At 56.2% G+C, this 11,309-nt stretch carries 15 protein-coding genes and 1 pseudogene; 14 read left to right on the top strand and 2 right to left on the bottom strand.

Annotated features, from left to right (window positions below; genetic code table 11):
• From R6W86_RS09850 to R6W86_RS09835, 4 genes and pseudogenes are all read left to right on the top strand, one after another.
• Window positions 1-251, top strand: a pseudogene (locus tag R6W86_RS09850) (hypothetical protein); the annotation flags it as partial.
• A 147-nt stretch (window positions 252-398) separates the two neighbouring features.
• Entirely contained in the window at window positions 399-659 is a 261-nt protein-coding gene (locus R6W86_RS09845) for a hypothetical protein (protein ID WP_410329185.1), read from the top strand.
• A 68-nt stretch (window positions 660-727) separates the two neighbouring features.
• Complete coding sequence (locus tag R6W86_RS09840; protein ID WP_410329184.1) at window positions 728-871, top strand: hypothetical protein; 144 nt, start codon at window positions 728-730, stop codon at window positions 869-871.
• Window positions 872-923: 52 nt separating this feature from the next.
• Window positions 924-1,163, top strand: coding sequence for a hypothetical protein (locus R6W86_RS09835; RefSeq protein ID WP_410329183.1), 240 nt, complete (start codon window positions 924-926; stop codon window positions 1,161-1,163).
• 68 nt (window positions 1,164-1,231) lie between these two features.
• On the opposite strand, the gene R6W86_RS09830 is transcribed toward R6W86_RS09835, so the two are convergent.
• Entirely contained in the window at window positions 1,232-2,269 is a 1,038-nt protein-coding gene (locus R6W86_RS09830; RefSeq protein ID WP_410329182.1) for a fatty acid desaturase family protein, read from the bottom strand.
• Between the two features lie 279 nt (window positions 2,270-2,548).
• Here R6W86_RS09830 and R6W86_RS09825 point away from each other — a divergent pair, with 279 nt between their 5' ends.
• The 9 genes from R6W86_RS09825 to R6W86_RS09785 all read left to right on the top strand — a co-directional run bounded on the left by R6W86_RS09825 (window position 2,549) and on the right by R6W86_RS09785 (window position 10,486).
• Window positions 2,549-3,037, top strand: a complete 489-nt coding sequence (locus R6W86_RS09825) for a CBS domain-containing protein (RefSeq protein WP_410329181.1) — start codon at window positions 2,549-2,551, stop codon at window positions 3,035-3,037.
• A gap of 75 nt (window positions 3,038-3,112) precedes the next feature.
• Window positions 3,113-4,399, top strand: coding sequence for a cation:proton antiporter (locus tag R6W86_RS09820; RefSeq protein ID WP_410329180.1), 1,287 nt, complete (start codon window positions 3,113-3,115; stop codon window positions 4,397-4,399).
• 118 nt (window positions 4,400-4,517) lie between these two features.
• The gene (locus R6W86_RS09815; RefSeq protein ID WP_410329179.1) at window positions 4,518-4,769 is read left to right on the top strand and encodes a GlsB/YeaQ/YmgE family stress response membrane protein; all 252 of its coding nucleotides are present in this window, start codon (window positions 4,518-4,520) and stop codon (window positions 4,767-4,769) included.
• 84 nt (window positions 4,770-4,853) lie between these two features.
• On the top strand, window positions 4,854-5,336 hold the full coding sequence (locus tag R6W86_RS09810; RefSeq protein ID WP_410329178.1) for a DUF302 domain-containing protein: 483 nt from the start codon (window positions 4,854-4,856) through the stop codon (window positions 5,334-5,336).
• 119 nt (window positions 5,337-5,455) lie between these two features.
• Entirely contained in the window at window positions 5,456-6,148 is a 693-nt protein-coding gene (locus tag R6W86_RS09805; protein ID WP_410329177.1) for an aspartate/glutamate racemase family protein, read from the top strand.
• Window positions 6,149-6,161: 13 nt separating this feature from the next.
• Window positions 6,162-6,905, top strand: a complete 744-nt coding sequence (locus tag R6W86_RS09800; protein ID WP_410329176.1) for an SGNH/GDSL hydrolase family protein — start codon at window positions 6,162-6,164, stop codon at window positions 6,903-6,905.
• A 244-nt stretch (window positions 6,906-7,149) separates the two neighbouring features.
• Window positions 7,150-8,829 (top strand): hypothetical protein, encoded by a 1,680-nt coding sequence (locus tag R6W86_RS09795; RefSeq protein ID WP_410329175.1) that lies wholly within the window; start codon window positions 7,150-7,152, stop codon window positions 8,827-8,829.
• A 180-nt stretch (window positions 8,830-9,009) separates the two neighbouring features.
• Window positions 9,010-9,636, top strand: coding sequence for a class I SAM-dependent methyltransferase (locus R6W86_RS09790; RefSeq protein ID WP_410329174.1), 627 nt, complete (start codon window positions 9,010-9,012; stop codon window positions 9,634-9,636).
• Complete coding sequence (locus R6W86_RS09785; protein WP_410329173.1) at window positions 9,617-10,486, top strand: helix-turn-helix domain-containing protein; 870 nt, start codon at window positions 9,617-9,619, stop codon at window positions 10,484-10,486. The genes R6W86_RS09790 and R6W86_RS09785 overlap by 20 nt, the downstream gene beginning before the upstream one ends.
• On the opposite strand, the gene R6W86_RS09780 is transcribed toward R6W86_RS09785, so the two are convergent.
• Window positions 10,445-11,038 carry a LysE family translocator gene (locus R6W86_RS09780; protein WP_410329172.1) on the bottom strand — a complete coding sequence of 198 codons (594 nt, stop codon included), beginning with the start codon at window positions 11,036-11,038 and terminating at the stop codon, window positions 10,445-10,447. The genes R6W86_RS09785 and R6W86_RS09780 overlap by 42 nt on opposite strands.
• An 84-nt stretch (window positions 11,039-11,122) precedes the next feature.
• Between R6W86_RS09780 and R6W86_RS09775 the strand changes: the two genes are divergently transcribed.
• Window positions 11,123-11,293 carry a hypothetical protein gene (locus tag R6W86_RS09775; protein WP_410327663.1) on the top strand — a complete coding sequence of 57 codons (171 nt, stop codon included), beginning with the start codon at window positions 11,123-11,125 and terminating at the stop codon, window positions 11,291-11,293.
• The last annotated feature ends 16 nt before the right edge of the window (window positions 11,294-11,309 follow it).

The following is an 11,309-nucleotide window of genomic DNA, read 5'->3' as shown; positions in this document are numbered from 1 at the left end:
TCACGGACGAAGACAAGTTCCGCATATACCGTATCGGTGCCGAAGAGGGGCACGGGGCCTACCAGGTTAACCTGGCCGAGCACTACCTGGCAGGAAAAGGGGTTGAAAAAAACGTGGAAAAGGCAAAGGAGTGGCTCGAAAAAGCGGAACAGACGTGGCTTTCTTCCCGGCTGTCTGTCGAGCCTCTCTATACGCTTGCCAAAACTTACCTGGACGATGCCCGCTTGGAGCGAGAGGATCGCGGGGTGTAGTACATATACCAGGCGTGCCTGCAGGCACACCCGGAAGCCTGCTATCGCACTGGTCTTATCCTTGAGGAAGGCCGGCTGGCAGAGAAGAATGAAGAGCTTGCGGCCGAAGCGTTCAGGCTCGCCCGGGATGGCGGCAGCATAAGAGCGGTGCATAAGCACCTGAAAGAGCTGCTCAAAGGCGGTGAGCAAGAGCAGCGGGAAGCCTTCGGACTATGGAAGAAATACGCCCAGATGGGGGTGGATCGCGGCTCCGATCACGAGTTTTTCGTGGCTGCTTGGTACCAGGTCGGGACGATGTACCTGGATGGGACCGGAACCGAGCGCGATCTCGCCAATGCGAAAGAATGGCTGCGCAGAGCCAGCGAGGCTGGCCATCCTGAGGCAAAGCTTGCGCTTGGGGGAATCTGAAAGGCGGCTGTGGGCACGGGATAACAGCCCCCATAAAACAGGGAACCGGATGACAGGACGTCACCCCCATGAAACGCATCGCGATCTGCTTTGGTGGCACCTGGAACCGGCCGGAGGAGAACACCGTTATCGCGAAGAGCATCTCGCTCTGGATAAAAGTTGATCGTAATAGCGGCAGCGTGAGCCAACTCGTACTATTTTCAAGTGAGTGACCAGAAGCGCGATTGCAGTCTGGTCCCCATATACGCAGGGAGCTCACTACATATGAATAACTTACCCGATGTCGGAGAAAGAATTGGTGCCGGCGAGTCTGCCAGCATTGAAAATACCCATACCGCCAAGCTTTCAATCAGCCTGTTCTGTGGTGATGGTTGCCGGGTTGATATTGATCTGGGGCCCGGGCAGGTTCTGGAGTTTACCGCCGGCAATTCAGACGCGAAGGTTGTCCTGCACCATGGTGATCCTGCCAACCTTCTGATCATCAAGCCGGAATCTGCTTCCTGAAAAGTAGGATCCCGGCATAAATCATGAGTCGCTGATGCACTGCGGATGAGGCGACTCTTCCGCCTCGTTCAACCCCGGGCCTCCCGATAGGAGACCATTCGCTGCTTGTCTTCATCCCAAAGGGCGTACCGGAAGCAGTCTGCGATGTCGCCGGGTGCAAGGGTCGTTGTTAATGGTGATTGCAGTTCGGGAATGGCCGCCATGACTTCCGGAAGGCGGTAGAAAGGGATTCGTACATTGAGATGGTGAATATGGTGGAAACCGATATTCCCGGTAAACCACTGCATAACCCGATTCATCCGCATGAAACTTGAGGACTCCATGGCCCCGCGGAAATAGGTCCAGTCTTCTGACGACGCAATCTTCATGCGGCGGAAACTGTGCTGGGCGAAAAACAAATAGCACCCCATCGCCGAGGCAAGGGTCATGGGCAACAGGACGACAAAAAAGACCAGACTGAACCCACCCAGCATCCAAAGTACTGCAATCAACCCGAAATGACTGAGCAGTGCTATCAGGGAGTCGATGTGTTTGCCGGGGTGCTTCAGCAGGGGTATGAGCGTAATGTTTAACCCGAAAACAATGGGATAGCTCAAAAGCACCACCATGGGATTCCGCTGTGCGCGATAGGCGAAGCGCTGCCACCGCGTTGAGTCCCGCCACATGCGGGCGGTTATCAGCGGGAAAGCGCCTACACTGGCAGCCGAAATCTGGCCTACATGGCCGTGGTGATAATTGTGGCTGGCAAGCCAGGAGCGTGTTGGCGTCAGGGTCAGAGCACCGTAGGCGTGAAAAAGCCAGTAGGCACTCCGGGAGTCTTTGAGAATCGCACCGTGCAGGTAATCGTGAAAGGTGATGAAGGCGCGTACCATCAGCAGAGCGCCCAATACTGAAAACACCACTCTGAGGGGCCACCACGGGATCACCCCGGCGGCCGTCAGTGCCGCAATCATCAATCCGAAGGTAGAGCCAACGTACCAACAGCTTGTTGCGGCTGACTTTTCAATATATGGCTTCGTGGCCGCGAGCAACTCCCGGCCAGTCCGGATACCTTCGCTGTGTGGCGGTATGCTGTTGTCCGATTCCTGGAGATTACCCTGATCCATGGCCGATCCCTCCTTGCAAATAAAATTAGTTCTTGTGGCGGGTAATTTCCAACAACATGGGTGGGGCTCCGGTGCACTGGAGCCCGAGCACTTTGATGCGCATCAGTCATGGACATTCAGTCAATATGAGCTCACATTGAAGATTGCGCCGGACCATTGATGGAAACGGCGCTGCCTTCAGGATGGATAGCCCAATGAGGCTTGCAAAGTCCGATGTCTCAAGGGCGTCTTGCTGACGGCATTCATTCGAACGCTTCCCTAAGGACGGAGGAAAATTAAATGAAAGTCAACGAAGTCATGGTTACCGAAGTAGCGAGATGTTCCCCACAAACCTCCTTGCAGGACATCGCAATGCTGATGTGGAACAACGACTGTGGTGCCATTCCACTGGTGGATGACGATGAGCATCCCGTGGGCATCATTACCGATCGGGACATCTCCATGGGCGCTGCGCTACAACAGAAACCCTTGTGGGAACTTCGCGGCGAGCAGATTTCCAACCATCGAGAACTCTATTGCTGCGAGCCAGAGGACAGCATTCAGAAAGCGCTCCAGTTGATGGAAGCACGGGAGGTGCGGCGTCTTCCCGTTGTGAATCAGTACAACCAGCTTTGCGGCATGGTCAGCCTGGGGGACATCGTCTCCTTCACGAGCACCAAAAGCGTAAAGAAAGCCGGAGATGCAAAGATTCCCTCGGCGGATACGATGGAGTTTTTACGGCACATCAGTGCGCATCACCCCAGCCACAAGGCTACTGCCACCCTGTAAAGGCCATTTTCGGACCGCAGTCGACCGCTTACTGAAGCGGCGACTGCCCCGTTCGAACGAAAGCGGAAAACCACCGTGAGCATCGCAACCTGGTTTGTATTGATTGGAAGCCTGTTGATCATGATAGGTTTGCGGTCATCCCTTCTTCGACGCTTCCATCTGACGCCGCCCCTGGTCTACCTGGCTGTCGGCGTTGCACTCGGGCCGTCAGTGCTTGGCGCCTTTCATTTCAATCCGCTGAAACAGGCACACCTGCTGGAAGTGCTGGCCGAAGTTGCGGTTCTGGTGTCGCTGTTTATTGCCGGCATGAAAATGCCGGTCCCGTTCGAATGGAGGGCATGGCGCGCGCCGATTCGACTTGCATTTCTCTCCATGACTATCAGTGTCGCCCTGACTGCCGCTTTTGGTTACTACGTGCTTACCCTGCCTCTGGGCGCAGCCATTCTCCTGGGCGGCATTCTGGCGCCCACCGATCCAGTGCTGGCAACGGAGGTCCAGGTTCGCCACGTGGGCGATCAGGACCCTTTGCGATTCACCCTGACCAGTGAAGCCGGCATGAATGATGGCAGCGCCTTCCCGTTTGTCATGCTGGGGCTGGCCATGATCGGCTCTCCGGCAAGTTCTGAACTGCTGGGTACCTGGGTGCTGAAGGACGTTTTGTGGTCAACGCTGTCGGCCCTGGTTGTTGGACTGGCCATGGGATGGTTGTTGGCACATGTTGTACAGAAGCAGCGCCTCCTGGAGAGCGAAGGCCCTTTGCTGGACGACTTTCTTGGTCTGGGATTGATCGGTGTGGTTTATGGCACCTGTCTGTTCCTTGAGGCCTGGGGGTTTATGGCAGTTTTTGTCTCGGCGATTTCTCTTCGGCAAACGGAACTCAAGCTCGCAGCCAAGGACGCCTCTGACCATGACGGTAACATGTTATCGGTATCTTCGGATCACACCTGTACGCAGAGGCGACAGCTCAGCCCGCAGGTGTCGGAGGGCTCTCTGCTTTTCAAGGAACCCCTGGAGCGAATGGCGGAGCTGGTACTCGTTTTGTTGTTGGGTGGGATGCTCTTTCTTGACTCCTGGAGCTTCAGATCCATCGGCCTGGCGGTGTTTCTGTTTGTAGTGATTCGGCCTGTCAGCGTTTTTCTGAGCCTGCTTGGTTCTGGAATCCCCTTCAGGCTTCAGTTGCTGGTCGGTTGGTTTGGCGTACGCGGGATCGGCTCAATCTATTATCTGATGTTCGCGATCGTATTTGGCCTGCCGGAAGACCTCGCCGTAGAGTTCATCCACATTACGCTGGTTGTCATCGTACTCTCGATCATCATCCACGGGCTGACTGCAAGGCCGGTGATCGTGAAATGGTGGCCGTAGAATTCAAGCAAGAATGCGGGCGGTGATTCAGATCCAACAATGACTTTCGCCACTACCGGTGCTATGAGTTCTGTTGTTGGAATATACCTTTTCGCCAAGGATTCGCACTGGAGGCAACATGGATATCATTAGCTTAGTAATATTTTTGGCCATTGGCGCACTTGTCGGCTGGCTTGCCGGCAACATTGTGAAGGGCAGAGGCTTTGGCATCCTGGGCAATATTGTTGTTGGAATTGTCGGCGCAGTATTGGGTGGCTTTTTATTCGGTTTGCTCGGCATAACAACAGGCGGGTTGCTGGGCTCAATAATCATGGCCACCATTGGCGCTGTCATTTTGTTATATCTGATAAGTCTGGTTAAGAAGGGCTAAAAAGGGTCTGATTAACATATAGCGGCATTCGGCCCACGCCTGTTATCTGGGTCTTATTCAAGGTGTCCACAAAGGAGCATAATCATGATTCGACTACCAATCTCGCTGGTGCTGATGCTCCTTGTATCATTGCCGGCTTCTGCAACCTCCGACTCTGTCACACCGCGTGAAGGCTGGCGTGTCATTCAGACAGAAAAAACCTATCCGCAGTTACTCAGTTCTTTGCGCCAGGCCGTCAGTGAACACGGTATGGGGGTGGTAACGGATGTCGGCCCCACCGAAACTGCGGCCCAGCGCGGTGAAGACATTCCCGGCAACCGGGTGCTTGGTGTGTTCCGGAATGATTTTGCTGTCCGCGCCGTTCGCGCCAGCGTACCGGCAATGATCGAGGCACCCATCCGTTTTTATGTCACTGAGGAGAAGGATGGCACGGCAACACTCTCATGGAAATCGCCAAGTCATGTGTTTGCTCCCTATTTTGAGAGCGGTGGCGCTGATCTCAAAGCAGTTGCAGAGGAACTGGACAGCATTTTCGAGGCGATAGGCGCAACCGCCACCGAGAGGTGACCGGTGCTGAATCGGACGGTGTTGGACCCGAACCAAGGAACCGATCAGGAGCAGGTCCGGTTTGCCCGCGCCAACTCGGGTGAAGAAGGAAAATCGATGAAAGGTACAGGTGCCTTAATATGAAAACCATTGGTCTGCTCGGCGGAATGAGCTGGGAATCGAGCCAGACTTACTATCGGCTGCTCAATGAGGGCGTGAAAGCACGCCTGGGCGGGCTGCATTCTGCAAAGCTGATTCTCTACAGCGTAGATTTTGCCGAGATCGAAGCGCTCCAGCACCAGGGCAACTGGGCAGAGACTGCAAACATTCTGTCCGGGGCCGCTCGCACGCTTGAAGAGGCCGGTGCGGATTTTCTGGTGATTGGCACCAACACCATGCACAAGGTGGCACCGGAGATTGAAAAGGCCATTGGGATTCCCCTGCTTCATATTGCCGATGCAACGGCCACGGCCCTGAAGCGGGATGGTGTTTCCAGTGTGGGACTGCTGGGTACGCGATTTACAATGGAGCAGGACTTTTACCGGGTGCGTCTGGAACAATCCGGGATACGAGTCATCGTTCCGAACGAGTCTGAGCGGGAATTGATTCACCGGGTCATCTATGAGGAGCTGTGCCAGGGTACAATCAACCAGGCGTCAAAGCAGGCTTACCTGGAGATCGTCGCTTCCCTGGCAGAACGGGGCGCGGAGGCGGTCATCCTCGGCTGCACCGAGATCGGGCTGCTGATCCAGCAAGCAGACACGCCGGTTGCCCTCTATGACACCACGGAAATCCACGCCGCTCAGGCCGTTGAGAAGGCGCTTGATACTTGATTGAGGTTTACCCATGCACCTTCCCTTCTGGCTGACCACCGCCTTGCTGTTCCCGGTCTTGCTGTACCAGGGCAAGCGTGCCCGGCGGGAAACGCCACGGCTCCCGGAAGCCCAGGGCTCCCCCGGCGGCCAGTACGGCGAGGGGGCGCCGGCGTTTCGGGTCCTGGTTATCGGCGAATCCACGGCGGCAGGCGTCGGTGTATCTACCCATGATCAGGGCCTCGCAAGCCAGCTGGCGTTGCAGCTGCACGAACGCTCCGGACAGACCATCGCCTGGCACACCTTCGGAGTGAACGGCATCCGTTTGGGCGAGCTCAATAACAAGCTGAAAGATGCTGATCTGCCGGAAGCCGATGTGGTTTTACTCAGCATGGGCGTTAACGACACCACCGGATTCACCCCGAGGTTCCGGTTCCGCCAGCAGCTGATGGCCCTTCGCGACCTGCTCGCTCTGCAGTACCCGGCACCAGTATACCTGCTGAGCGTACCTCCGATGCACCTGTTCACGGCACTGCCCTCGCCGCTCAGGCATATCATGGGTTGGCGGGCGAGGCAGTTGGACCGCCTGTATCAGGAACTGGCGAACCAGGCTCCGGAGGAATTCCGCTATCTGACCTACCCGACTATCACCGACAACTCGCTGCTGGCCAGCGACGGCTATCATCCGAGTGAAAAGGGCTACCGGGCTATAGCCGGGGCGCTGGCGACCGGAGGCTGGCTCCCCGATCAGGCCCGCTCCGAGGACAAGGTCGCCTGACTCCCGCATCCGGCTGGATAAGGTCCCGGAATAATGGCTTTAACTTACCCCCGATGCTGCCCCAGGCAGCACCGGTTCTCGCCAGAGCTGTAGCATCCGTCGACGTATTTTACACTTCGTCCGCCAAGCACAATCGCCCATCGCTGCCGATGTCTGTTTTCAATGAACATCTTGGCCCGTGGCGTTCATCTTGCTTCCAAACACCTTTTGGCAGGTGTGTCGGCGGCTGACAGGGGGTTTGGTCATGACCTGGGTAGCGAAGGGAGTTTGCATCCCGGCTCTGGCAATAATAATAAGCGGGTGCGACGGAATATCATCCAATGATCCGAGTGGGCGCGAAGTCGTCGCGGACCAACTGGTGGTTTTGTCCGGGCGAGCGGCCGTGGGCGCGCCGATTGCTAATGCCCCGGTCGATGCCCGATGCGAAGGCGGGAAACGTTTCATTGAAGAGGTTCAGACCAATGCCTCGGGCGGTTTTACAGGGCAAGTGGATTCGACCGCTCTACCCTGTGCCTTGAGGGTGAGTGCTGGTGCGGAGTATGACGTGTTGCACAGTTATACCGGCTCAGCGGGGACCGTCAACGTAACCCCATTCACAGATCTGATCATTGCCCTTGCAACTTCGAGGACACCGGAAATCTGGTTCCAGCAGGACGACTACGCCTCAGTGACCAACAACCTGGATCAAGCCAAAAACGAGTTTCTTCAAGCCCTTACACAGGCAGGCTACAGTGTCCCGGCTAATTTCGATCCTTTCCACTCGACTTTCCAGGTAAACGACACGATCGACAAGTTGCTCGATGTCTTTTTTGAGGCTGTCAGAAATTTACCGAATGTTGCGAGTTACGGGGAGTTCGTTGACCTGATCTCCAATGGCAACCTCACCGCAATCCCGTCGGCTCCCCAACCTCCAGGCACCGATGACGGCGGCAGCGGTGACGGCAGCGGTGATGGCAACGGTGACGGCAACGGTGACGGCAGCGGTGACGGCAGCGGTGATGGCAGCGGTGACGGCAGCGGTGATGGCAGCGGTGATGGCAGCGGTGATGGCAGCGGTGATGGCAGCGGTGATGGCAGCGGTGATGGCAGCGGTGACGATGGTAGTAATGATGGCAGTGACGACGGCAGTGACGACGGCAGTGACGACGGCAGTGACGACGGAAGCGGCGATGGCATTGGTAATGGTAATGGTAATGGTAATGGTCGTGGTAACGGCAGTAACAAGGGCAGTGACGATGACGCGGGTGATGACAGCGGAGGCGGTGGTTCCACTGATCAGGCCTGCTACACTCCGCAAGTAAGGCCACCGGGTACCGTCATCGAGTTCCAGCAGCAGCTTTACAACACCGTTTCTGGGGATCCCCTGGTAGTTCAGCAATTCAGACAGGAAATTCTGGGCCCAACAGAGTTTCGCGGAGAAGAGACTCAAGCAATTTTTGTTGAGGAGCTGACATCCGGTGAAGTTGATTCCTCGTCTACAACGTATATTTCCGTAGATAGCTCTGTCATGCTCGAGCGCACCCACGGCACAACAGAAGTCGACGCAACGGGAGCAGACTACACGAGCTGGTTTGAGCCGACTTTCAATTACCCCTACGGCCTTTCGGTTGGCGAGACCTACTCTCAAACCGTGTCGAACTACTTCTCCAACGACGAACGTGAAGTCGAACTACAGCAACAGATCGATTCATCTATTCAATTCCTGGGAAAAGAAACAATAATCATGCCCGCAGGTACTTTTGAGGCCTGCAAGTTCTACGAAACGATGCATGACTCAATCCAGGCTGTAACCTGGGAGTCAGTGACCTGGTTCAGGCGAGGAGACGGAATATTCCTCCGCTCCGCCGAAGTGACGGAGAGCGGCGCAATCATCGACTCCGAGTTGGTGAGCCTCTCGATCGACGGCGTTCAAAAAATACCCTGAGCACGACCAAAGTTCTTCACAGCTATAGTGAGCCGGCCTCTTCGCATTATTGGAGGAGCCGGCTTTCTCGAATACATAGACACCCTCATACAACTTTTTATAATAATGTTACTTCATCTTGAACTCGGTCACGAACACCGCATAATCAGGTGAGTTTCCTTAACCAAACACGGCAACGCCATGAGCAAAGACTACTTCGCCCAAAAGGCAGACACCTACGAGCAGAATCGCGACCGCGTCGATAACGTCACCAACATCGCCAACACCATCCTGGAGAAGGCGCATATCGAGCCCTCCATGCACCTGATGGATTTTGGATCCGGAACCGGGCTGTTGCTGGAGCGGATTGCCCCTCACGTGAAAAAAATCACGGCAGTGGATATTTCCCCTTCCATGAACCGCCAGCTCTCCGAAAAGCGGGCTTCACTGAACTGCGAACTGGAGATCAAGGAGATTGATCTGGAAAAGCAGTCAATCGATGAGCGCTTCGATGGCATCATTTCCTCCATGACCATGCATCACGTCAGGAATATTGATGCCATGTTCCGGCGCTTCCGGGAGCTGCTGAAGCCGGGTGGTTTTATCGCCATTTCGGATCTGGACAAGGAAGATGGCACCTTCCATAGTGAAGACACCGGCGTATTCCATTTCGGTTTTGAGCGGGACGACATTGCCCGTGCTGCTGAAAAGGCAGGCTTCTCCGGAGTTGAGGTAGTATCCGCCAGCGCCATCGAAAAAGAAGATCGGAGCTATCCGGTGTTCTTGCTGACTGCGAGCACCAATTCAGATGAAAACAGCCACCAGTAAAAGCAAGCCCATCTTCTGGCGAGACGCCCGCCTGCCCCATGTGGAGCTGCGCAAGGTCGCCGACGGTCGCGAGGTTTGCTATGCCCCGCACACTCACACCCAGTGGTCGATTGGCGCCATAACCGGGGGCGAGAGTACGTTTCAGTACCGGGATGATCATTACCGTGTCCAGGCCGGGGATCTTGTGCTGATGAACCCCGGTTGGGTCCATACCTGCAATCCCATCGACAATCAGCCCTGGGCGTATCTGATGTTATATGTGGATACGACGTGGCTGACAGACCTGCGGTTCCGGGCGGGACTGCTGCCGGAACCGCAGTGGCAGGACATCTCCACGGCCATGATATCTGATCCCGCATGGTTTGAACGCTACTACCAGTTGGCCAAATGCCTGCTGGAACCGGCGCATGATTTGCTTGAGAAGCAATCGAAGCTTGTGGAATTTCTGTCAGACCTGATGCATGAACTGGCGAGCCAACCCGTAACAACAGCACCAAAGACTCCAGAGATTCTCGCTGACCTGGCCCGCTATCTGGACGACCACGCAGCAGATGATGTCTCGCTGGACACCCTTTGCGAACTGTTCGGGTTCAGCCCAGGCCATCTCATCCGGGCCTTCAAACAACATTTCGGACTCACGCCCCACGCCTATCTGGTGAACCGTCGCGTGCAACTGGGGCGCCATGAGCTCAAGAACGGTTCCGCCATTGCCGAGGCAGCCCTGAACGCGGGCTTCGCCGACCAACCGCATTTCCAGCGTGCCTTTAAACGGCTGATGGCAGCAACGCCAAACCAGTACCGGCGCGCTTCAGCCGATCACAAGGTACAGGCAGCTCGCCGCGAGCAGTAAAGCCAGCACCCGGTTTACAGTTGCCAACACCACGGGCCGCTGAACCTGTTGCCGGAGAAAGGCTCCCGCATAGACCCAGCACGCCAGGGAGAGCCAGCAAATCGGCAGGTACACCGAGGCGAACAACAGCACTTGGGGCCAGTCATTAGCGCTGGTATAGGCGCCGATGCCGGAAGCCGAGGCCAACCAGGCCTTGGGATTGAGCCACTGCATCAGCGCCCCCGTCCCGAAGCCGGGCGCCTTTTCTGCCGCATTCTCGGGCAAGTGGCCGCTATCGAGGGCCAGTTTGACACTCAGATAGAGCAGAAATGCCACACCCGCCCACCTCAGAAATGCCCCAAAGGCCGGCACCAGGGTCAGGAGGGAATAAAGTCCCAGCCCAACGGAGATGAACAGTGCGATAAAACCGAGGGTGGCACCGCTTACGAAGATCAGCCCCCGCGAAACGGGGTAACGGGTTCCGCTGCTGAGGCATACCAGGTTAACTGGCCCCGGTGATATGGATGCAGCCAGGGCAAAGGCGGACATGGGCAGAATCAGTGAAAGGCTCATTGGAAAGGGTCTCCGTTCAGGTTATCGACGAAGTCTGCCCTGAACGGCATTCCTGGTATTGAACAAAATTGAGGCCATGCGCTAGTGTCCCGTCTGGTTAATTCGCTGACCTACTGCGTGGCGCTGGGGACCCTGGCCAAGGCGCCAGTGCGCAGGTGTGGTGGTTCCACATCAAGTGCTGGCAACACCGGTCAGGGGCCCCAGCGCCGCGCCCTTCGGGAGCCACTGAGAGCCTTGATAGCTGCGTTGCGCTGACTCGATTTGGAACCAC

This window comes from Marinobacter sp., from assembly GCF_046484525.1.
Lineage (GTDB): Bacteria > Pseudomonadota > Gammaproteobacteria > Pseudomonadales > Oleiphilaceae > Marinobacter.
Note: the sequence above shows the minus strand (reverse complement) of the source record. Positions and strands in the feature narration are given on the sequence as shown.